This window comes from Nesterenkonia halobia (assembly GCF_039536005.1).
In the GTDB taxonomy this organism is placed as follows: Bacteria; Actinomycetota; Actinomycetes; order Actinomycetales; family Micrococcaceae; genus Nesterenkonia; species Nesterenkonia halobia.
Genome location: NZ_BAAAYG010000014.1, coordinates 70666 through 92105, shown reverse-complemented (window position 1 = coordinate 92105; position 21440 = coordinate 70666). Strand labels below are relative to the sequence as shown.

Sequence of the window (21440 nt, the reverse complement as noted above, 5' to 3'; positions counted from 1 at the left end):
GCCTTGAAGAACCCGTGAGTGGAGGAACGTCCATGTCTGAGAGCCTGCCCAGCATGTCGACCGTGGACCCGGCGTCCCGCGACGACTACATCTACAACCGCCTGCTCAAGGAGCGGATCATCTGGCTCGGGTCGGAGGTCCGCGACGAGAACGCCAATGCGATCTGCTCGCAGATGCTGCTGCTCTCCGCCGAGGACCCCGAGCAGGACATCTATCTCTACATCAACTCCCCGGGCGGCTCGGTGACCGCCGGCATGGCCATCTACGACACGATGCAGTTCATCCCGAACGACGTCGTCACCGTGGCCACCGGTCTGGCCGCCTCCATGGGGCAGTTCCTGCTCTCCTCCGGCGCGCCGGGCAAGCGCTTCGCCACTCCGCACGCGCGCATCCTGATGCACCAGCCCTCCGGCGGCATCGGCGGCACCGAGTCGGACGTGCGGATCCAGGCCCAGCTCATCCAGCACATGAAGCAGGTGATGGCCGAGCTGACCGCCGAGCAGACCGGCCAGTCGGTGGACACGATCCTCGCGGACAACGCCCGCGACAAATGGTTCACCGCCGAGGAGGGCCTCGAGTACGGCTTCTTCGACAAGATCGCCCAGCGGTCCTCCACCGTCTCCGGCGGCGGGGGAGTCTGAGCCTCCCGCCGCGGGATCGCCCCGCTTCAGCAGAATCAGGCCACCAGGAGCACAGGAGCACCACCGCATGAACACCTTCGACAACGACTCCGACCAGGGCGCCCCCGCGGCGCCGACCGCGATGCCCGCCGGGGCTCCGGCCTCGCCGGCGATGCCCGACGCGCGCTACATCCTGCCGCAGTTCGAGGAGCGCACCCCGTACGGCTTCAAGCGCCAGGACCCCTACGCGAAGCTCTTCGAGGACCGCATCGTCTTCCTCGGGAGCCCCGTCGACGACGCCGCGGCCGACGACATCATGGCCCAGCTGCTGGTGCTGGAGTCGATGGACTCGGAGCGGGACATCACCCTCTACATCAACTCGCCGGGCGGCTCCTTCACCGCGATGACCGCCATCTACGACACGATGCAGTTCATCCGCCCGCACGTGCAGACCGTCTGCCTGGGTCAGGCCGCCTCCGCCGCGGCGGTGCTGCTGGCCGCGGGCACTCCCGGCAAGCGGCTGGCGCTGCCGAACGCCCGGGCGCTGATCCACCAGCCGGCCGTCGGCGGCCAGCAGGGCACGGCCACCGACCTGGCCATCCAGGCCGACGAGATCCGTCGGATCCGCACCTGGATGGAGGAGGTCCTGGCCCGCCACACCGACAAGACGGCCGAGCAGGTCAGCGAGGACATCGACCGCGACAAGTTCCTCTCCGCCGAGGAGGCCAAGGAGTACGGCCTGGTCGACGAGGTGCTCGCCTCCCGGAAACTTCCGGTGTGACGTCCGCGGCGGCGTCGTCGGTCTGCAGTAGTCTGGTGAGCAGGGTCTTCGACCCGTCACCATCGATCAGGCCGGCGGCGCCGTCGTCGGTCGCGGCCGGACTCGTCCAGCAGAAGGGGAACAAACAGGCATGGCACGTATCGGCGAGAGCGCTGACCTGCTGAAGTGCTCGTTCTGCGGGAAGAGCCAGAAGCAGGTGCGGTACAAGCTCATCGCGGGCCCCGGGGTCTACATCTGCGACGAGTGCATCGAGCTCTGCAACGAGATCATCGAGGAGTACCTCAACGAGGTGCAGGAGCCCGATGAGCTCGAGCTGCCCACGCCGCGGGAGATCTGCGACTTCCTGGACGAATACGTGATCGGCCAGGGCCAGGCCAAGCGTCAGCTCGCAGTGGCGGTCCACAACCACTACAAGCGCATCCAGGCTTCCGGGTCGGCGCAGAAGACCACCTCGCTGGAGAAGGGGCCGCTGGACGACGTCGAGATCGGCAAGTCCAACATCCTGATGGTCGGCCCGACCGGGGCCGGCAAGACGTACCTGGCCCAGTCGCTGGCGCGGAAGCTGCAGGTGCCCTTCGTCGTCGCCGACGCCACCAGCCTCACCGAGGCGGGCTACGTCGGCGAGGACGTCGAGAACATCCTGCTGAAGCTGATCCAGGCCGCCGACGGCGACATCAAGAAGGCCGAGCAGGGCATCATCTACATCGACGAGATCGACAAGATCTCGCGGAAGTCGGAGAACCCCTCGATCACCCGGGACGTCTCCGGCGAGGGGGTGCAGCAGGCGCTGCTGAAGATCCTGGAGGGCACAGTGGCCTCCGTGCCGCCGCAGGGCGGGCGGAAGCACCCCCAGCAGGAGTTCATGCAGATCGACACGACGAACGTGCTGTTCATCGTCGCCGGCGCCTTCGCCGGGCTCGAGGAGATCATCGGCTCCCGCGCCGGACGCAAGGGCATCGGCTTCGGCGCCCCGCTGAACACGGTCAACCAGGACGAGCTCAGCTACGCCGACGTCGAGCCGGAGGACCTGCACAAGTTCGGGCTGATCCCGGAGCTCATCGGCCGGCTGCCGGTGGTGGCCACAGTCGAGGAGCTCGACGAGGACGCGCTGATCACCATCCTCAGCGAGCCGCGCAATGCGCTGCTGAAGCAGTACCGGAAGATCTTCGCCTTCGACGGCGTCGAGCTGGAGTTCGAGGAGGACGCGCTGCGGGCGATCGTGGAGAAGGCGGTGGCCCGCGGGACCGGTGCCCGCGGACTGCGGTCGATCCTCGAGGGCGTGCTGAACCCGATCATGTTCGAGCTGCCCGGGCGCGACGACGTCGCCACGGTGACGATCACCGGCGCGACCGTCCGCGAGGGCGCCGACGCGGAGCTGCTGACGCACGCCGAGGCCAAGAAGCTGCGCAAGAAGAGCGCCTGAGGCCGTCGCCGTCACGGCGCCGGGCCCGACCGGCCCGCCGGAGCCCTCCGCCGCGAGACGGCGGAGGGCTCTCGCGCGTCCGGGGCTCCGTCCCGAGACGAGGAGCAGGCGCGGTCGGCGGGGCTCGCGTCCGCCGTCGTCGACGAGGAATCTGCACGGAGCCGCATCGCCTGATCAGCGTGTCATTGGTGGTCGGGGCCCCGCGGCAGTAGAGTGATTCTCATCACGCATCGTCGGCGGACCGCGAGGCATCCGGTCCCATCCGTCCGAGGAGAGGTGGACGCGAGATGGCAGATCCTCACAGTGCAGGACGCGGCGCGGACGAGCCCGTCGTGCCGGACGGTCGACGGCGGCGCGGGCGTCGGCTGGCCGCAGTCGCCGCAGCGCTGACCGCCGGCGGGATGCTCGTCTCCGGCTGCGCCGCCGAGGCGGAGACCCCGGTGCTGACCTGGTACATGAACCCGGACGACGGCGGCCAGCAGATGCTGGCCGAGCAGTGCACCGAGGAGGCCGACGGCCGATACCGCATCGACGCGTCGCTGCTGCCGCGCGATGCGCCGGCTCAGCGGGAGCAGCTCGCCCGCCGGCTCGCCGCCGGCGACTCCTCGATGGACATCATGAGCATCGACCCGCCGTTCATCCCGGAGCTCGCCGAGCCCGGATTCCTCGCGCCGGTGCCCGAGGATGTGGCCGAGGCGACCACGCAGGACACCCTCGAGGGTGCGCTGGACGGGGCGCGGTGGAACGACGAGCTGGTCACCGTCCCGTTCTGGGCCAACACCCAGCTGCTCTGGTACCGCGAGTCCGTCGCGGAGGAGGCCGGGCTGGACATGTCCGAGCCGGTGACCTGGGAGCAGATCATGGACGCCGCCGCCGACCAGGACAAGCACCTCGGAGTTCAGGGGATCAAGGCGGAGTCGATGACCGTCTGGGTCAACGCCCTGATCGCCTCGCAGGACGAGCAGATCCTCGAGGATCCCTCGGCTCCGGCCGAGGAGATCAGCACGACCCTCGACTCGCCGGCCGGCACTGCGGCCGCCGAGATCCTGGCGCGCATCGGCGACGAGGGGCTCGGCGGGCCCGGGATCGCCTCGATGGACGAGAACCAGTCGATGCTGCTCTTCCAGGGCGAGCAGGGCTCCTTCATGGTCAACTGGCCCTTCGTCTGGGCGGCGACGAACGCCGCGGCCGAGGAGGGCACCATCGGCGCCGAGGTGCCCGAGGACATCGGCTGGGCGCAGTACCCGCGGGTCGACGAGGACACGCCCTCGGCTCCGCCGCTGGGCGGCATCAATCTCGGCGTCGGCGCCGACTCCGAGCACCCCGAGCTGGCCTACGACGCCATCGAGTGCATCGTCCGGCCCGAGCACCAGGCCGAGTACTTCGTGACCAACGGCAACCCGCCGTCCTCGGCGGAGGCCTTCGAGGATCCGCGCATCGAGGAGGACTACCCGATGGCCGACGCGATCCGCGAGTCGCTGGAGAACGCCGCGCCGCGGCCGCAGACCCCCTACTACAACGAGATTTCCACCACGATCCAGGAGCACTACACGCCGCTGGACGAGATCGACCCCGAGTCGACGCCGGCCGAGGCGGATCAGTACGTGATCGACGTGCTCAGAGGGGAGCGTCTCCTGTGACGACCACAGCAGAGAACCCGGCCCCGACGCGGCGTCGACGGCGCGCCGGCCGCTCGGCCCGCGGCCGGGCCGAGGTCCGGCTCGGCTGGATGCTGGCCGGGCCGGCGTTCGTCATCATGCTCTCGGTGACGGCCTATCCCATCGCCCAGGCGCTCTTCGACTCGTTGTTCGCCTTCCGGCTCACCGCGCCGAGCGACCGCGAGTTCGTCGGACTCGGCAACTACCTGACGATCTTCACCGATCCGGTCTTCTGGCAGTCGCTCGGGGTGACGGTGCTGGTCACCGTGGTGACCGTCGCCGTCGAGCTCGTCCTCGGCTTCGCCCTGGCGCTGGTCATGCACCGGGCGCTGACGGCGCTGCGCGGCATGCTCCGCACCGCGATCCTGGTGCCCTACGGGATCATCACCGTGGTCTCGGCCTTCGCCTGGTACTACATGTTCGACATCAACTCCGGCTTCATCAACGTCTGGTTCGACTGGGTCCCGGGCATCGGCGCCGACCTCGACTGGTTCGCCCAGTTCCCGACGGCGATCACCGTCATCATGGCCTCCGAGATCTGGAAGACCACGCCGTTCATCGCGCTGCTGCTGCTCGCCGGACTCGCCCAGGTCCCCGACGAGCTGCTCGAGGCCGCCCGCGTCGACGGCGCGACCTGGCGGCAGCAGATGGCCCGGGTGACGATCCCGAACATGAAGGCGGCCATCATGGTCGCGGTGCTCTTCCGCGCGCTGGACGCCTTCCGCATCTTCGACAACGTCTTCATCATGACCAACGGCGCCGCCAACACCGAAGTGCTGTCCATCCTGGCGTACCAGACTTCGATCAGCCGCCTGGAGATCGGCATGGGCTCGGCGATCTCGGTGGTGCTGTTCGCCTGCGTGCTGCTGATCTGCTGGATCGCGATCCGGTTCTTCAAGGTCGACCTGGCCAGCGGGACCGACGCGAAGCCCACAGGAGGGAAGAAGTGATGGCCTCTGGAAAGCGACTCTCCGGCCGACAGCGCCTCGGGTGGACGGCGTTGACCGTGCTGGTGCTCGGCTACGCGCTGTTCCCGGTGGCCTCCATCCTGGCCACCAGCTTCAAGACCCAGGCCGACCTCGGCCAGCGGGCCTTCCTCCCGACGAGCTGGACCTGGCAGAACTACGCGATGCTCTTCGTCGGCGACGCGCGGGACCTGTTCCTGCCGGCGCTGCGCAACTCCATCGGCATCACGCTCATCGCGACCTTCATCGCCGTCGTGCTGGCCACGCTCTGCGCCTACGCCATCGCCCGACTGGACTTCCCCGGCAAGAAGGTCATCCTCGGCTCGGCGCTGGCGGTGTCGATCTTCCCGGTGATCTCGGTGGTCACCCCGCTGTTCAACGTCTGGCGCGGCATCGGCCTCTACGACACCTGGCCCGGTCTGATCATCCCGTACCTGTCGCTGACGCTGCCCATCTCGATCTGGACGCTCTCGGCCTTCTTCCGGCAGATCCCCTGGGAGCTGGAGCAGGCCGCTCTGGTGGACGGCGCCACGCAGTGGCAGGCCTTCCGCCGCGCCATCGTCCCGCTGGCCATGCCCGGGGTGTTCACCACCGCGATCCTGGCCTTCTTCATCGCCTGGAACGACTTCGTCTACGGGATCTCGCTGACCTCCACCGAGGCGGCCCGTCCGGTGCCGGCGGCGCTGGCGTTCTTCACCGGCGCCTCGCAGTTCCAGGAGCCCACCGGCGCGATCTCCGCGGCGGCCATCGTGGTCACCATCCCCGTGGTCGTGCTCGTGCTGCTCTTCCAGCGGAGGATCGTCTCCGGGCTCACCCAGGGCGCCGTCAAAGGCTGACTCGTCAGAGAGGACTTCACACCATGGCATCGATCACCCTGCAGAACATCGTCAAGGAGTACGGGGACGGCTTCCCGGCGGTCAACGACGTCTCCCTGGACATCGACGACGGCGAGTTCGTCATCCTGGTCGGGCCCTCCGGCTGCGGGAAGTCGACGCTGCTGCGCATGATCGTCGGCCTGGAGGACATCACCGCCGGGGACCTGCTGATCGGCGGGCAGCGGGTCAACGACCTGGCCCCGCGGGACCGGAACCTGGCGATGGTCTTCCAGAACTACGCGCTCTATCCGCATCTGACCGTCTACGAGAACATCGCCTTCCCGATGCGGCTGGTCAAGGGGCAGTTCAGCGCGGACGAGATCGACCGGCGCGTCCGGCGGGCCTCGAGGATGCTCGAGCTCGACGAGCACCTCGACCGCAAGCCCGGCAACCTCTCGGGCGGCCAGCGGCAGCGCGTGGCCATGGGGCGGGCCATCGTCCGGGAGGCGCAGGCCTTCCTCTTCGACGAGCCGCTGTCGAACCTCGACGCGAAGCTGCGCGGGCAGATGCGGGCGGAGATCTCGCGGCTGCAGCGGCAGCTGAACACCACCTCGGTCTACGTCACCCACGATCAGACCGAGGCGATGACCCTCGGCGATCGGGTGGCGGTGCTGAAGAAGGGCGTGCTGCAGCAGGTGGCCTCGCCGCGCGAGCTCTACGAGCAGCCGGCCAATCTCTTCGTCGCCGGGTTCATCGGCGCCCCGTCGATGAACTTCGTGCCCGGCACGGTCGAGGGCTCGGTGCTGAAGACGCCGCTGGGAGACATCGAACTGCCCACCGAGGCCGCCTCCGCCGGCGCCGGGCGGGACATCGTCCTGGCCGGGATCCGCCCGAGCTTCTTCGAGGACGCCTCCACGCTGAGCGAGGCCCAGCTGTCCAAGGGCTCGACCTTCACCGCCGAGCTGACCCACACCGAGTGGCTGGGCAACGAGCAGTACGTCTATGTCTCCTATGAGAACGACCCCCGCGTGGCGGAGACGATGCGCACGCTGGCCGAGGACATGGACGCCGACGAGCTGCGCACCCAGCTGGTCATCGCCGTCGACGCCGCCTCGCGGCTGCGCGGCGGCGACACCGCCCGGCTGTGGATCGACACGAAGCGCATCCATCTCTTCGATCCGGCGACGGGGGAGAACCTCACCCGGGACGCCGAGGCCGGCGAGGAGCTGACCCGCATGGCCCGGGAGGACCGGCGCCGCGACGCCGAGCGCGCCGCCGCCGGCCAGGCCTGAGGCGCCGACGCGGCCCCGACACAGACCTGACGCGGCCCTGACGCGGCCCTGACGCAGCTGCGCCCCCGCCGGAACATCGGCGGGGGCGCAGCTGTGGTCTGCGGCGGGACCGGTCAGTCCCGCAGCCAGACCGTGGTCTCTCCCGGCAGGACGTCGCCGTCGAGCGGCCCGCTGGCCAGCAGCACCTCGCCGGCCGGCAGCTCCGCCGGCGTCGTGCCGAAGTTGGTGACCGTCACCCAGCCGCCGGGGCGGCGGAAGGCCAGCACGTCGTCTCCGCCGACGTCGACCCACTCCAGCGTCTCGTCGGTCTGCAGCTGGCGCCGAAGGTGCAGCGCCCGCCGGTACAGCGACAGCGTCGAGCCCGGGTCGTCCTCCTGCCGCTCGACGGCGTGCTCGGCGAACCACGCAGGCTGCGGCAGGTGCGCCTCGGCCTCGCCGAAGCCGTACGAGGGGCCCGAGGCCGTCCAGGGCAGCGGCACGCGGCAGCCGTCCCGGCCGATCTCGGCGCCGCCGCTGTTGAAGAAGGAGGGATCCTGGCGGGAAGCGTCGGGGATCTCGGCCACCTCGTGCAGGCCCAGTTCCTCGCCCTGGTAGAGGTAGGCGCTGCCGGGCAGCGCCAGCTCGAAGAGCGTCGCCGCCCGGGCCCGGCGCAGTCCGGCCGCGGCGTCGAGCTGCGGCTCGGTGCCGCCGGAGAGCAGCCAGTTGATGCCGGCCTTGTCCTCGTCGGCGGCCTTCGGCGGAAGCCCGTAGCGGGTGGGGTGACGGACGACGTCGTGGTTGGAGAACACCCAGGTCGTCGACGACCCCGAGGTCGCGGAGAGCTCCAGGTTGAAGGTCACGATCTCGCGGAACTGGGCCGCGTCGAAGTCAGCCTCGAGCAGATCGAAGTTGAACGCCTGGCCCAGCCCTTCCGCGCTCGCGTAGCGGGGGCGGCGATCGGAGGCCACCCAGGCCTCGGCCACGGCGATCCGTGGCGGGCTGTACTCGTCGAAGACCGTCCGCCAGTCCGCGTAGATCTCGTGGACCTCGTCCCGGTCCCAGATGGGGTGCGTGCCGTCCTTGGGCATCGCGTCGAGCTCGGCCTGGGAGGGCAGCTGATCGGGCAGATCCTTGGTCAGCGCGTGGGCGACATCGATGCGGAAGCCGTCCACGCCACGGTCGGACCAGAAGCGCAGCGTCGTGCGGAAGTCTTCGCGGACGTCGGCGTCGTGCCAGTTGAAGTCCGGCTGCTCGGGCGCGAAGAGGTGCAGGTACCACTGGCCGGGCGTGCCGTCGGGCTCGGTGATCCGCGTCCAGGCCGGGCCGCCGAACACCGAGGTCCAGTCCGCCGGCGGCAGCTCGCCGTGCTCGCCGCGGCCGTCGCGGAAGATGTAGCGCTCGCGCTCCGGCGAGCCCGGTCCGGCGGCCAGGGCCTGCTGGAACCACTCGTGGCGATCGGAGGAGTGGTTGGGCACGATGTCGACGATCAGCCGGATCCCGGCGTCGTGCAGCGTCCCGATCATCGCGTCGAAGTCTTCCAGCGTGCCGATCTTCGGGTCGACGTCGCGGTAGTCGTCGACGTCGTAGCCGCCGTCGGCCAGCGCCGAGGGATAGAACGGGCTGAGCCAGACGGCGTCGATTCCCAGCTCGCGCAGGTAGGGCACCCGCGAGGTGATGCCGGCGAGGTCGCCGATGCTGTTGCCGTCGGCGTCGGCGAAGGAGCGCGGGTAGATCTGGTAGACCGCGGCCTGGCGCCACCAGTCGGGGTCGTTGCTGAGCATGGCCGTGTTCTCCGTGGTCTCGGGGGACAGCTGCTGGGTCACGGGTGTTCCTCTCTGTCGTCTGTCGAGTCTAGGGGAGCCGCGGCGGTCGCCGACGGCGTCGCGGGCCGGCGGGTCATTTCACCGCGCCCTGGGTCAGTCCGGACATCACCCAGCGCTGGGCCAGCACATAGGCGAGGATCGCCGGGGCCATCGCCATCAGATAGGAGGCGAAGGCGACGTGGTAGTCATTGCTGAATTGCTCCTGGAAGATGTTCTGCAGCACCGGCAGAGTCTGCTGGGTGGGATCCTCGATGATCATCGAGGGCATCATGAAGTCGTTCCAGGCCTTGAGGAAGGCGAAGATGCCCACAGTCGCGCTCATCGGTGCCATCAGCGGGAAGACGATGCGCCAGAACGTGCCCCAGGTGGAGGCTCCGTCCATCCGGGCCGACTCCTCCAGCTCGGCGGGCAGCGAGCGGAGGAAGGCGGTGAACAGCAGCGTGGAGAAGGACAGCTGGAACATGATGTGCAGCAGCGCCACCCCGGCCGGTCCGGCGAGCCCGACCATCCCGGTCAGCTTGACCTGGGAGAGGGCCAGCACCGGGAAGGGCAGGAACATCGCCGCCAGCAGGTAGAAGAAGGACCAGCGATACAGCCGGCGGTGCCAGTTGCGCGAGATCGCGTAGGAGGCCATGGCCGAGAGCAGGATGGTCCCGACGACGGCGGCGACGGTGATGCCCAGCGAGATGCCGAAGGCCCGGGGGAAGTCGGTCAGCTCCCAGGCGGCGACGAAGCCTTCGATGCTCCACGGGGACGGCAGGGCGAAGGCCTCGCCGTCGACGGCCTGCGAGGGCGTCTTGAACGCCATCGAGACGGTCACGTAGAAGGGCAGCAGCACGGTGAGCGAGCAGAGCACCAGCAGCAGAGTCCTGCTCCAGCTGGGACGTCCGTGTCCGCCGGGGCGACGGCGCGTCGGGCGTCCGACCGAGCCGGCGGCACCGGACGTCCGCGGGGGGCCGTCCGTGCCGGCGGGTCGGGGCTGATCAGCGACGGGTGCGGCGGGGAGTGTCATCAGACGCGGGCCTTTCCTCGGGTCAGTCGCAGCTGGACCAGGGCGATGGTCAGTGTGATCAGGAAGAAGATGGTCGCATTGGCCATCTGATAGGCGTAGTCGCCGTTCTCGAAGCCGGAGAAGATCGCCATGGTGATCGACCGGGTCGCGGTGCCCGGACCGCCGTCGGTCAGACCGACGATGACGTCGTAGGCGGCCAGGAAGTCCTTGAAGCCCACGATCATGTTGATCAGCACGTAGCCCGAGATCAGCGGCAGAGTGATGGTGGTCAGCTGCTTGCGCGGAGTCGCGCCGTCGATGGAGGAAGCTTCGAAGAGGTCCTTCGGGATCGTCATCAGGCCGGCGGTGTAGATCAGCATCGCCTGCGGAGTGGCCTGCCAGGCGGTGACCAGCACGATCGAGATCCAGGCGAGGTCCGGGTTCACCAGGATGGACTGCTCCAGCGGGCCGAGCCCCAGGGTGCGGGCGAGCGCGGGCAGGGGGTCGGTGAAGATGAACTGGAAGACATAGGCGATGATGATCTGCGAGACGACCATCGGCACCACGAAGACCGTCCGCAGCGCGGTGCGGGCTCGGATCGCACTGGTCAGGCCCAGGGCCAGGCCCAACGCGACCACGTTGACCACCAGCACGGTGCACAGGGCGAACCCGATGGTGAAGCCGTAGGCGTGCAGGATCCCCGGATCGGAGAAGAGGACCCGATAGTTGTTCAGGCCGACGAAGTCGAACTCGCCGAAGCCGATGGAGTCGGTGAAGCTGTAGAAGATCCCCATGCCGGCCGGCAGCGTGATGCACAGGGTGAACAGCAGCACTGCAGGCAGCAGGAACAGCAGATGCGTGCGGTCGCCGCGCGCGCGGCGACGCCGGGGCGGCGGACTCGTCGTCGCCGAGTCCGCCGGGGCGGATCTCCTCGCGGGCTTCTCGACAGTCGTGGTCACGATGGTCCTCCTGTCATCGACGGGCCCGGCGGGCCCAGTCCTCGTCGAGGGTGCGCAGCGTCGACTCGAGGTCCTGCCCGAGGACGACGGCCTGGAAATAGTTCTCGTAGGGGATCGTCTTCGGGATCCCGGTGGAGACCCCCTGATAGAAGCGGGCACCGTCGATGTACCCCTGGATGTCCTGCAGGCGCGGATCCTCCGCCGGGGGAGCGTCCGTGCGGACGCCGAATCCGTTGAGGGCCTCGTTGTACGGATCGGCGATCTCGGGCTGGATCAGGAACTCCAGCAGCTCGTGGGCCGGCTCCGGCGCCGAGGCCTGCTCGGGGATCCAGAGGGCGAGGTCCAGGTTCACCCGGACCTTGCGGTCGGCGGGATCCTCGGTCATCGGCAGCGGGAAGATGCCGATGGGCGCGTCCGGGTTCGTCTTCTCGATCTCGGCCAGTGCCCAGAGGCCCTGGAAGTACATCGCCGCCTCGCCGCCGGCGAAGGCGTGGTTTCCGTCGCCGTAGCCGCGGGAGGCCGCGCCGGGCTGTGAGTAGGAGGCGATGGTCAGCATCTTCTCCAGCGGCTCCCGGAAGTCCCGGGAGAAGGACACCTCCGCGTCGGGCCCGACGTCCGGGCCCAGTGCGCGCAGGCGGGAGAAGAAGTCGGCGACGTCGATGCTGCCTCCGACGCTGTAGTCCACCAGCCCCTGCGCGATCGTCCAGGTGTCGCGGAAGGTCGAGTAGAGCGGCGTGACTCCGGCTTCCTGCAGCGTGTCGCAGACCTCCAGGAACTCTGTGTAGGTCGTGGGGACCTCGAGGTCGTGGTCGGCGAAGATCTCGCGGTTGTAGAGCACCGCGGCGCCCATCATGGAATACGGGATGACGCTGGTGCGGCCGGGATAGGTGGGGTACTGGTCCACCAGGTCCTGGATCGCCGGGGTGATGTTCGCCCGTCCGGCGACCTCGGAGAGGTCGGAGAGTGCTCCGCGCTCCTGGAAGCGGGCCATCTCGAGGTTGTAGTTCTGGCAGCCGAGGTCCGGCGGATTCGAACGGGCGAAGCTGGCGGACAGACTCATGACATTGGTGTTGTGCACCAGGGACAGGCTGCCCGGGTACTCGGCGCGGAACGTGTCCAGGAGATCGCCGAAGTAGGAGATGGCCTCCGGCTTGGACTGGAGGAACGTGACCTGGGGCGTGCCGGAACTGATGCCGCCGACGCATCCGGTCAGTCCGGCCAGTGCTCCGGCTCCCATCGCGCCGAGGACGGCGCGGCGGCCGACGGCGGTCTCTCGTGAGGTCTGTGCCATGCAGGGCCTCTTTCATCGACGGATCGCAGTGCGGCATTCGGACCGGCTCTGCCCGAGACCCGACGCCTGTGGCGTGGGGCACACTGTATGTTCAGGTCATAAATATAGAGGCAATATAAAGGACACGCAATAATGGACGTGATCCGATTCGCATCCGATCCGCATCCGGTCCCATCCGACTGCGCCGAGGAGGCCGCATGAGTCCGAGCTCCACCGCCGAGCAGGCGGCCTCCACCCAGCAGGTGCGCCGCTCCAACGCGAGACGCGTGCTGGAGACGATGTGGGCCTCCGGGCCGGTCACCGCCGCCGAGCTGATGCGCGCCACCGGTCTGACCCGGGCGACGGTGCTGGCCATCTGCAAGGATCTCGAGCAGCAGGGCTGGATCGCCGAGGCGCCCGACGCCCGGCCGTCCGGAGCGCGGGCCATCGGCCGGCCGGCGCTGCACTACGTCTTCCGGGCCGACGCCGGCCACGTCGTCGGCGTCGACGCCGGCCAGCACCGGATCTCGGCCGTCGTCGCCGATCTGCGCGGCGCCGAGCTCGGGCGGGCCGAGCACGTCAGCGCCGACCCGGAGGGCGAAGATCCCCGCCGGCGGCGCGCCGAGATCCTGGCCGCCGTCGACGCCGCCCTCGCCGAGGCCGACGTCTCCGCCGAGGAGGTGCGGGCCGTGGTGCTCGGCATCCCCGCGCCCGTCGACGCCGCCGGGAGCTCGCCGGCCGGGCATCGGGACTACTGGCGACGGATGAACCCGGACCTCGTCACGCTCGGCGCCGACCGGGGGTGGACGCCGGTGGTGGAGAACGATGCGAACCTGGCCGCGCTGGCCGAGCTGGACGCGGAAGCCGATGCCGAGCGCGACGGCGGACTCGACCGCGGGCTCGACGATGGAGGCGCGGGCCGGCGGAGGCGCGCGGAGGAGTCCTTCGCCGCGCTGCTCTCCGGGGAGCGTTTCGGCGCGGGCCTGGTGCTCTCCGGCGAGCTGTTCCGGCAACCGCACGGGGGTGTGGGGGAGATGGGCTTCCTGACCCTCGTCGACGGCGTCGGCAGGCCCCACGGTCTCGGCTGGATCGCCCGGGAGCTCGCGCGCGAGGGCCTGGAGGCCGGGCGGGGGAGCGGGCCCGGGGGCCGGCTGCTGGGCGGCCGCGGCCCCGAGGAGGTGCGCGCCGAGCATGTGCTCGCGGCCGCCGCCGCGGGCGAGGCGCTCGCCGCGGAGATCGTCGCCGAGCTCGGCGAGCGGCTGGCCCGCATCTGTGCGGTCCTCGGCGGTCTGCTCGATCTGGACCGCGTGGTCGTCTCCGGAGCTGTGGCGGGGGCGCTGGGCGATGTGGTCGTCGCGGCCCGGCGCAGGCTCCCGGCGCTGCTGGACGACCCGCGCCTGGAGATCGAGGCCTCGACGCTGGGCGGATCGGCGGTCCGGCGCGGAGCAGTGCATCTGGCGGTGCGGCAGGTGCAGGCCGCCGCGCCCGCGCATGACCCGGCATGACCCGGCATGACGTCGGCGGAGCGCGCGCCGTGGGCCCGCCCGGGGCGTGCGTCGTGTCGCGCTTCACTCGAGGGTGCTAAGTTGTCTGCTGACACCCGTCCGCCCGCCCGACGACGAACGGAGCCTGCATCATGAGCACCATCCCCGCAGACCTGAAGTACAGCGCCGAGCACGAATGGATCGCGACGACCGACCGCGACGGCGTCGTGCGCGTGGGCGTCACCGACTTCGCCCAGGACGCGCTCGGCGACGTGGTCTACGTCGAGCCTCCCGAGGTCGGGCGCACGGCGACCGCCGGCGACGTCGTCGGCGAGGTCGAGTCGACGAAGTCGGTCTCCGACGTCTACGCGCCGGTCTCCGGCGAGATCGTCGCCGTCAACGAGGCGCTGGAGGCCGACCCCGGCGCCGTCAACGCCCAGCCCTACGAGGGAGGCTGGCTCTTCGAGGTCCGGCTGGGCGAGGAGTCCGGCATCGACGAGCTGCTCTCGGCCGAGGACTACGAGAAGCAAGTAGGCTAGGGGACAGCCGTCCACTCGAGAGGAGACCGACGTGGCGAACACATCCGGCGCGCGGGATGAAAGTGCGCGGAGCAGCGAGAGCACGAGCATCTCGCTGCCCCCGACGGGCGCCCGCCAGGGCGAGCCGCGGCTGACTGCGGAGGACCAGCAGGCGATCGCCGCGCTCCCGGACGACTCTGCCCTGCTGATCGCCCACGAGGGGCCGAACCAGGGGGCGCGCTTCCTGCTGGACAGGGGCGAGACCACGGCCGGCCGGAATCCCGACGCGGAGATCTTCCTGGACGACGTCACGGTCTCGCGCAGCCACCTGGTGCTCCGCCGTCGGCAGGACGGGCATTTCGATCTGGAGGATCTGGGCAGTCTGAACGGCACCTACGTCAACCAGGACCGTGTGGACCGCCACCAGCTGTCCAGCGGCGACGAGGTCCAGATCGGCAAGTTCCGGCTCACCTTCCACTCGGGGCGGAGATGACGCGCCGAGCCGCTCGGCCGCGTTAGGCTGTGGCTGACTGCTCTCCTTCCCCAGAGCTGAAAGAGGATGCGCCGTGAGTGTCTCACCCATGCCGAAGCCCAAATCGGAGGCCGCCGATCCGGCGACCTCGCATGTCTTCACCATCTCCGAAGTGCTGCGTGAGCTCCACGACGACTTCCCGGATCTCACCGCCTCGAAGCTGCGCTTCCTGGAGGAGCGCGACCTCGTCGAGCCGGCCCGGACCGCGTCGGGCTACCGGAAGTACTGTGCGGCCGACGTGGAGCGCCTGCGCTTCGTCCTGGCGCTGCAGCGTGATCGGTACATGCCGCTGGACGTCATCAAGAAGACGATGGACGCCCTCGACGCCGGCGAGCAGCCGGAGGAGCTGCCCGACGCCGCCCCGGTCGGCCCGCGCGAGGTCACCACGGAGATGGCCGAGCAGATCACCGGCCGGATCCGGCCGCTGAGCCGCAAGGAGCTGCGCGCCCAGTCCGGCGCCACCCGCGGGATGCTCGACACGCTGGAGAAGTTCCGGATCATCCGCGCCGACGCCAAGGGTCACTACAGCCAGCACGACCTCAAGGCGGTCAAGGCCGTCCGCGTGCTGGCCCGCTACGGCCTGGAGCCGAAGCACCTGGTCAACATCCGCCGCTCCGCGGACAACGAGCTCGACCTCATCGGCCGGGCCATGGCGCCGCATGCCGCGCGCAAGGATGCCGCGGCCCGGGCCCGGGTGGCCGAATCGTCGAAGGAGATGCTGCAGTCGCTGAAGGACCTGCGCGCCTCGATGATGGACTCGGCGGTGGAGTCGCTGGACAAGGACTGACCCGTCGCCGCGTCCGCGCCGGCCGGAGGGACTCCCGGGCGGCGTCCAGGCAGGGGATCTGGACACCGCGGCGGCGTCCGCGGGACGATGGCGGTGACTCGGGGAACCTCTGGCCGAGGGGAGGCGACACCCATGGACGGTCGACAGATCCAGCTGACAGTGGTCGGGGTGCGGCTCGAGGTCTCCTCGAACCAGCCGGTCGTGATGCTCCGCGGGGCGGAGTCGGGCTACGAGCATCTCCACGTGGCCATCGTGATCGGCACTGCGGAGGCGACGGCGGTGTCCATGGCGCTCGAGGAGCGCCGGCCGCCGCGGCCGATGACCCATGACCTGCTGGCCGCGACGCTGCAGGACCTCGCCGGCGGAGTGGCGGGCATCGAGATCCATCTGCTGGACAGCAGCACCTACGCCGCGGCGATGCGTCTCGAGGACGGGCGGACGCTGGATGCCCGCGCCTCCGACGCCGTGGCGGTGGCGGTGCGGCTGGACAGGGTGCCGATCAGCATGCGCGAGGACACGCTGCGGGCCGTGGCCGTCACCCCGGGCGGGCCGGCGTCGTCGGAGTCCGGCCAGCGGGCCGAGCCGCCGCCGGGGGTGAGTCCGGAGGCGCACGAGCTGGCGAAGAAGGGCCCCATCTCCGCCGAGGAGATCCGCGAGTTCCAGAAGTTCCTGGACGGAGCGGAGCCCGAGGACTTCGACGGGTCCTCCTGACCGCGTGGAGGCGTCTGACCAGGGAGGCGGGCGTCCCGATCGCCCGACGGCGACAGCAGTCCCGCGGCGTGGCAGGCTGTGCCGGCTGCCGAGCCGCAGGGACCGGGCGCGACACGCCGGCGGTCCGCGGGCGGCAGGTCTTTGACCCGGAGGTGCGGCCGCTCTAACGTCGAGTCAGATAGGTCTCCGCACGAGTCGTCTCTGCCGCGCGGCCGCCGTGTGCGGCCGGACCGTGCAGCGCCGGCTGAACTTCCCCCGGCGGGGCCGCACCGAGGAGGATGCCACGTGAGTCTTGACCCCCGCGCCGACGATCGTCGGACGCCCGCCGCGCGGTCCGATGACGGTGACCACCACTCCCAGGCCGCCCCGCAGGGGCGGCTGTTCGACGACGGTCTGCCCGACCTCGACGAGGAGCTGGGATACCGCGGCCCGATCGCCTGCGCGGCCGCCGGCATCACCTACCGTCAGCTCGACTACTGGGCGCGCACCAAGCTAGTCCAGCCCACGCTGCGCAACGCCTCCGGCTCCGGCTCGGCGCGGCTGTACTCCTTCCGCGACATCCTGGTGCTGAAAGTGGTCAAGCGGCTGCTCGACACCGGCGTCTCGCTGCAGCAGATCCGCAGCGCCATCGACCATCTGCGCGAGCGCGGGGTCGAGGACCTGGCGCAGATCACGCTGATGTCCGACGGCGCCTCGGTCTATGAATGCACCTCCGCCGACGAGGTCATCGACCTCGTGCAGGGCGGACAGGGCGTCTTCGGCATCGCCGTGGGCCGGGTGTGGCGCGAGGTCGAGGGGAGCCTCGCCGAGCTGCCCCGCGAACGGTCCGAGGCCGAGGAGGACTCCCGGCCCGAGCTGGACGCGTTCGCCCAGGAGGACGAGCTGGCGCAGCTGCGCGCGCGCCGTCGGTCCGAAGCTTCCTGACCTGCTGGTCGAGCGGCTGCTCGACGTTCCTCCTCCTGACACGACGCAGGGCCCGCCGGATGTCCGGCGGGCCCTGCGTCGTGCGGGCGGTCGAGGCCGGAGCCGCGCGCCCGGGAGTCCTGCTCCGGAGTCAGACGAGCTGGCGCAGCAGCTGGTCGAAGGAGCTGGCCAGGTCGCGGGCCTGGTCGCCGGGCCACTGGTGCACCGGGTAGGCCGCTCCCTGGATCTGCTGCCAGTAGGCGTTCTCCTCCAGCACTGGCAGCAGGAGCTTGTCCTGGTAGAGGCGCTCCATCTCCAGCAGCCGGTACTCATGCTCGGTGGAGTCGGCGCGGGTCCGGTTGACCACCACGCCGGCCGAGGCCAGCTGCGGGGCGAACTCGTCGGAGAACATCCGGATCGCGCGCATGGTGCGCTCAGTCCCGGCCACGGAGAAGAGGCTGGGCTCGGCGACCAGCAGCACCTGGTGGGAGGCCGTCCAGGCGATGCGCGTCAGCCCGGACAGCGAGGGCGGGCAGTCCACCAGGACCAGGTCGTAGCCGGTGAGCCCGGTGAGCAGCGTGCGCAGCCGCTTCATATCGCGCGGTCGCAGATCCGGGCGGTCGTAGGTGGCGGCCATCGCCGAGCCGGCGACGACGTCGAGCCGCGCCGACTGGCGCATCGGCTCGGGGAGCAGGTCGAGCCAGCCCGAGCGCACCGCATGCTCCTCCACGCGCGTGCGCCGGGCGTCCTTGAGCAGCTGGCCGGCCTCGGTGCCGGCGCCGCGGGAGACGGCGAGGCCGGTGGTCGTATCGGCGTGCGGATCGAGGTCGATCACCAACGTCCGCACGCCGCGCTGCAGGGCGGCCGAAGCCAGGCCCATGGTCACGGAGGTCTTGCCGACCCCGCCTTTCAAGCTGGACACGCTCAAGATCTGCACCCCTCCATCATAGGGGCGGCGGACGGCGGCGTCCTGCTGTGACGTTCCTGGGCGAGGCGGTGGACGTCAGCCCGCTGGCCTGGGCGGATGATGAGATCCGGGATGAGGGCATCAGGCCCGCCGTCCCCTGCGGCCCGGGCCGCAGGGGACGAGCCCGAAGCCGGTCAGTCCACCTGCATCTCGCCCATGGCGTCCCAGTCCTCGCCCTCGATCGGGCGGGAGATGATCTTCGGGGTGGCGGCCAGCGCCTGGTGCATCGGCCCGCCCTCGGCGATGGCCTGCTGGAAGTGATCGCTGGTGACGTGCGCCTCGGCGGCGTCGTCGTCGAAGGCCTCGAGGAGGACGTACTCGTTCGGGTCCTCCAGGCTGCGCGACCACTCGAACCACTTGTTGCCCGGCTCGGCACGCGTGGCCTCGGTGAACTCGCGGACGATCTCCGGCCACTGCTCCGCGTACTCGGGCTTGACCTGGAACTTCACGGCGATGAAGATCATGGGATTCTCCTTCTCCTGGGCAGATGGGCCGACGGCCGTCGCGGCCGCGACGGCGACGTCGGGCCTCGGGCGCGCCGAGGCCGGGGACCACTCTGGCACTGCTGGCCGCCGATCGCCACAGCCTCCGGCGCAGGACGGGCGCAGGACGGGCGCAGGACGGGCGCAGGGCGGGCTCGGGCGCGGCGACCGCTGTCCGGCGCCGCGAAGTGCGCCGCGACGTGCGGCGCGACAGAAGCATAGGATGAGGCCATGAGCACTGCACCGCGCTCCTCCGAGGAAACCGCCGCGACGTCGACGACGCTGACCCCCGAGCTGGCCATCATCGGCTCCGGCTCCGGCAATTCGCTGATCACCCCGTTCTGGGACGACAAGCACGTCGTCCTCGCCGAGAAGGGCCTCGGGCCCGACGCGGTCTTCGGCGGCACCTGCCTGAACGTCGGCTGCATCCCGACCAAGATGTTCGTCCGTCCGGCCGAGATCGCCCGCGGGCCCGAGGAGGCGGCACGGCTCGACGTCGTCCAGCGCACCGAGTCGGTGGACTGGCCGGCGATGCGCGACCGCATCTTCTCCCGCGTCGACGCCATCTCTGCCGGCGGCCGGCGCTACCGCGACGAGGAGCTCGAGCATGTCGATCTGCTCTCCGAGCCGGTGCGGCTGACCGGCCCGCGCTCCTTCGTCGGCGAGACCGGGGCTCAGGTCGAGGCCGAGCGGATGGTCATCGCCGCCGGCTCCCGCCCGGTGCTGCCCGAGGTGCCCGGCATGGATCTGCCGCAGGTGCACACTTCGGACACGGTGATGCGTCTGGACGAGCAGCCGCGGCGCGTGCTGATCGTCGGCTCGGGCTTCGTCGCCTGCGAGTTCGCCGCGATCTTCTCCGGGCTGGGCAGCGAGGTCGTCCAGCTCGCCCGGACCGAGCGGCTGATGCGCACCGCCGACGACGAGATCTCGGTGGCCTACACCGCCGAGGCCGCGCGCCATTGGCGGCTGCGGACCTCGACGGCGCTGGAGTCGGTGGTCGCCGCCGACGGCGACGACTCCGCGGCGACGGCCCGGCTGCGCGATGCCGACGGCGCCGTCGAGGAGCTCGACGTCGACGTCGTGCTGGTGGCCGTCGGGCGGCGGCCGAACACCGACCTGATCGGCGCCGCCGAGGCGGGGCTGGACCTGCACGACGACGGCCGGCTGGTCGTCGACGCCCACCAGCGGGTGGTGGCCGGCGGCGAGCCCGTCGAGGGCGTCTACGCGCTCGGCGACATCTCCTCCGACCACCAGCTGAAGCATGTCGCCAACCACCAGGCCCGCGTGGTCGCGCACAACCTGGAGCATCCCGGAGACCTGCGACGCTCGCGGACGGAGGCGATCCCCTCGGCGGTGTTCACCCACCCGGAGCTGGCCCAGGTCGGGCTCACCGAGCCCGAGGCCGTCGTGGCGATCGGCAGCGAGCACGTCACCACGAAGGTCCAGGACTACGGCGACACCGCCTACGGCTGGGCCATGGAGGACCAGGTGGGCCTCTACAAGGTCATCGCCGACCGGCGCGACGGTCGGCTGCTCGGCGCCCACGTGATGGGCCACCAGGCCTCGTTGCTGATCCAGCCGGTCGTGCAGGCGATGAGCGGCGGCCAGGACGCCCACACCGCCGCCCGCGGACAGTACTGGATCCACCCGGCGCTGATGGAGGTCGCCGAGAACGCGCTGCTGGGCCTGGACGTGCCGGTCGGCGAGGAGCTCTGACCGGTCCGCTTCCGGCGGCCGGGCCGGGGGAGGAATGCCGCCGCGGCCAGGTTGGTTGCGCCGAGCGGGGCCGACGAGCATCCCGACCGACGCCGGTCCCGCACCATCATCTCGAGAGGAGCCGAGCATGGCTGAGCGCGTTGATTTCTGGTTCGACCCCGTGTGCCCCTTCGCCTGGGCGACGTCGCGGTGGATCCGCGAAGTGGCCGAGGTCCGCGACATCGACGTCGTGTGGCACGTGATGAGCCTCGGCGTGCTGAACGAGGAGAAGAACCCCTCGCCGGCCGAGGACGACGAGCAGCTGGCCCGCTGGATCCCGTCCCGCGCGGCGACCGCCGTGGAGCTGAAGCACGGCGAGGACGAGGTCGGCGCCTTCTACACCGCCGTGGGCACCGAGATCCACAACAACGGCAACAAGGACTTCGCCGACGCCGTCGCGAAGGCGCTGCGCGAGCTGGACCTGGACCTGGAGCTGCTCGAGCAGGCGAAGACCGACGTCAACGACGAGGCGATGCGTGCCTCGCACCAGGACGGGATCTCGCGCGTCGGCCAGGACGTCGGCACCCCGGTCGTCGCCTTCCGCGGCACCGCGTTCTTCGGCCCGGTGATCACCCGCATCCCGCGCGGCGAGGAGGCCGGCACGCTCTTCGACGCCTCCGTCGAGCTGGCGAAGTACCCGTACTTCTTCGAGCTCAAGCGCAGCCGCACGGAGAAGCCGGTCTTCGACTGAGCCTCTCCTCCCGCTTCTGACGACGGGCCGAGGC

At 70.4% G+C, this 21440-nt stretch carries 21 protein-coding genes; 15 read left to right on the top strand and 6 right to left on the bottom strand.

Features of this window, described 5'->3' with window-relative positions; genetic code table 11:
- Positions 1-53: 53 nt before the first annotated feature.
- The 7 genes from ABD652_RS12805 (at position 54) to ABD652_RS12775 (ending at position 7554) form a co-directional block, all read left to right on the top strand.
- Positions 54-641, top strand: coding sequence for an ATP-dependent Clp protease proteolytic subunit (locus tag ABD652_RS12805; protein ID WP_344722102.1), 588 nt, complete (start codon positions 54-56; stop codon positions 639-641).
- 121 nt (positions 642-762) lie between these two features.
- The gene (locus ABD652_RS12800; protein ID WP_344722100.1) at positions 763-1401 is read left to right on the top strand and encodes an ATP-dependent Clp protease proteolytic subunit; all 639 of its coding nucleotides are present in this window, start codon (positions 763-765) and stop codon (positions 1399-1401) included.
- A gap of 130 nt (positions 1402-1531) precedes the next feature.
- Positions 1532-2824, top strand: a complete 1293-nt coding sequence (clpX, locus tag ABD652_RS12795) for an ATP-dependent Clp protease ATP-binding subunit ClpX (protein ID WP_344721984.1) — start codon at positions 1532-1534, stop codon at positions 2822-2824.
- Between the two features lie 287 nt (positions 2825-3111).
- Positions 3112-4464, top strand: coding sequence for an extracellular solute-binding protein (locus ABD652_RS12790; protein WP_344721982.1), 1353 nt, complete (start codon positions 3112-3114; stop codon positions 4462-4464).
- Positions 4461-5432: a carbohydrate ABC transporter permease gene (locus ABD652_RS12785; RefSeq protein WP_344721980.1), complete on the top strand. Its 972-nt coding sequence runs from the start codon at positions 4461-4463 to the stop codon at positions 5430-5432. Before ABD652_RS12790 ends, ABD652_RS12785 begins: the two co-directional genes overlap by 4 nt.
- Entirely contained in the window at positions 5432-6283 is an 852-nt protein-coding gene (locus ABD652_RS12780; RefSeq protein WP_344721978.1) for a carbohydrate ABC transporter permease, read from the top strand. Before ABD652_RS12785 ends, ABD652_RS12780 begins: the two co-directional genes overlap by 1 nt.
- 23 nt (positions 6284-6306) lie before the next feature.
- On the top strand, positions 6307-7554 hold the full coding sequence (locus tag ABD652_RS12775) for an ABC transporter ATP-binding protein (protein ID WP_344721976.1): 1248 nt from the start codon (positions 6307-6309) through the stop codon (positions 7552-7554).
- Positions 7555-7667: 113 nt separating this feature from the next.
- On the opposite strand, the gene ABD652_RS12770 is transcribed toward ABD652_RS12775, so the two are convergent.
- The 4 genes from ABD652_RS12770 to ABD652_RS12755 form a co-directional block, all read right to left on the bottom strand.
- Positions 7668-9314 carry a glycoside hydrolase family 13 protein gene (locus tag ABD652_RS12770; protein WP_344722099.1) on the bottom strand — a complete coding sequence of 549 codons (1647 nt, stop codon included), beginning with the start codon at positions 9312-9314 and terminating at the stop codon, positions 7668-7670.
- A 115-nt stretch (positions 9315-9429) separates the two neighbouring features.
- The gene (locus tag ABD652_RS12765) at positions 9430-10368 is read right to left on the bottom strand and encodes a carbohydrate ABC transporter permease (RefSeq protein WP_344721974.1); all 939 of its coding nucleotides are present in this window, start codon (positions 10366-10368) and stop codon (positions 9430-9432) included.
- A complete protein-coding gene (locus ABD652_RS12760; RefSeq protein WP_344721972.1) occupies positions 10368-11306 on the bottom strand; it encodes a carbohydrate ABC transporter permease in 939 nt (312 codons plus the stop codon). The genes ABD652_RS12765 and ABD652_RS12760 overlap by 1 nt, the downstream gene beginning before the upstream one ends.
- A gap of 13 nt (positions 11307-11319) precedes the next feature.
- Positions 11320-12597 (bottom strand): ABC transporter substrate-binding protein, encoded by a 1278-nt coding sequence (locus ABD652_RS12755; protein WP_344721970.1) that lies wholly within the window; start codon positions 12595-12597, stop codon positions 11320-11322.
- Between the two features lie 197 nt (positions 12598-12794).
- Here ABD652_RS12755 and ABD652_RS12750 point away from each other — a divergent pair, with 197 nt between their 5' ends.
- From ABD652_RS12750 to ABD652_RS12725, 6 genes are all read left to right on the top strand, one after another.
- Positions 12795-14081 carry an ROK family transcriptional regulator gene (locus ABD652_RS12750; RefSeq protein ID WP_344721968.1) on the top strand — a complete coding sequence of 429 codons (1287 nt, stop codon included), beginning with the start codon at positions 12795-12797 and terminating at the stop codon, positions 14079-14081.
- A 131-nt stretch (positions 14082-14212) separates the two neighbouring features.
- Positions 14213-14599, top strand: a complete 387-nt coding sequence (gcvH, locus tag ABD652_RS12745; RefSeq protein WP_344721966.1) for a glycine cleavage system protein GcvH — start codon at positions 14213-14215, stop codon at positions 14597-14599.
- 31 nt (positions 14600-14630) lie between these two features.
- Positions 14631-15071: an FHA domain-containing protein gene (locus ABD652_RS12740; protein WP_344721964.1), complete on the top strand. Its 441-nt coding sequence runs from the start codon at positions 14631-14633 to the stop codon at positions 15069-15071.
- A 73-nt stretch (positions 15072-15144) separates the two neighbouring features.
- The gene (gene ftsR / locus ABD652_RS12735) at positions 15145-15897 is read left to right on the top strand and encodes a transcriptional regulator FtsR (RefSeq protein ID WP_344721963.1); all 753 of its coding nucleotides are present in this window, start codon (positions 15145-15147) and stop codon (positions 15895-15897) included.
- Between the two features lie 132 nt (positions 15898-16029).
- Positions 16030-16608 (top strand): bifunctional nuclease family protein, encoded by a 579-nt coding sequence (locus tag ABD652_RS12730; protein WP_344721961.1) that lies wholly within the window; start codon positions 16030-16032, stop codon positions 16606-16608.
- 285 nt (positions 16609-16893) lie between these two features.
- Positions 16894-17532 (top strand): MerR family transcriptional regulator, encoded by a 639-nt coding sequence (locus ABD652_RS12725; RefSeq protein WP_425574585.1) that lies wholly within the window; start codon positions 16894-16896, stop codon positions 17530-17532.
- Positions 17533-17662: 130 nt separating this feature from the next.
- Here ABD652_RS12725 and ABD652_RS12720 read toward each other — a convergent pair whose 3' ends face one another.
- Positions 17663-18448, bottom strand: coding sequence for a ParA family protein (locus tag ABD652_RS12720; RefSeq protein ID WP_344721959.1), 786 nt, complete (start codon positions 18446-18448; stop codon positions 17663-17665).
- Positions 18449-18612: 164 nt separating this feature from the next.
- Positions 18613-18942 (bottom strand): putative quinol monooxygenase, encoded by a 330-nt coding sequence (locus tag ABD652_RS12715; RefSeq protein WP_344721957.1) that lies wholly within the window; start codon positions 18940-18942, stop codon positions 18613-18615.
- Positions 18943-19191: 249 nt separating this feature from the next.
- On the opposite strand from ABD652_RS12715, the gene ABD652_RS12710 reads away from it, so the two are divergent.
- Positions 19192-20676: a mycothione reductase gene (locus ABD652_RS12710; protein WP_344721955.1), complete on the top strand. Its 1485-nt coding sequence runs from the start codon at positions 19192-19194 to the stop codon at positions 20674-20676.
- A 127-nt stretch (positions 20677-20803) separates the two neighbouring features.
- Complete coding sequence (locus ABD652_RS12705; RefSeq protein WP_344721953.1) at positions 20804-21406, top strand: mycothiol-dependent nitroreductase Rv2466c family protein; 603 nt, start codon at positions 20804-20806, stop codon at positions 21404-21406.
- The last annotated feature ends 34 nt before the right edge of the window (positions 21407-21440 follow it).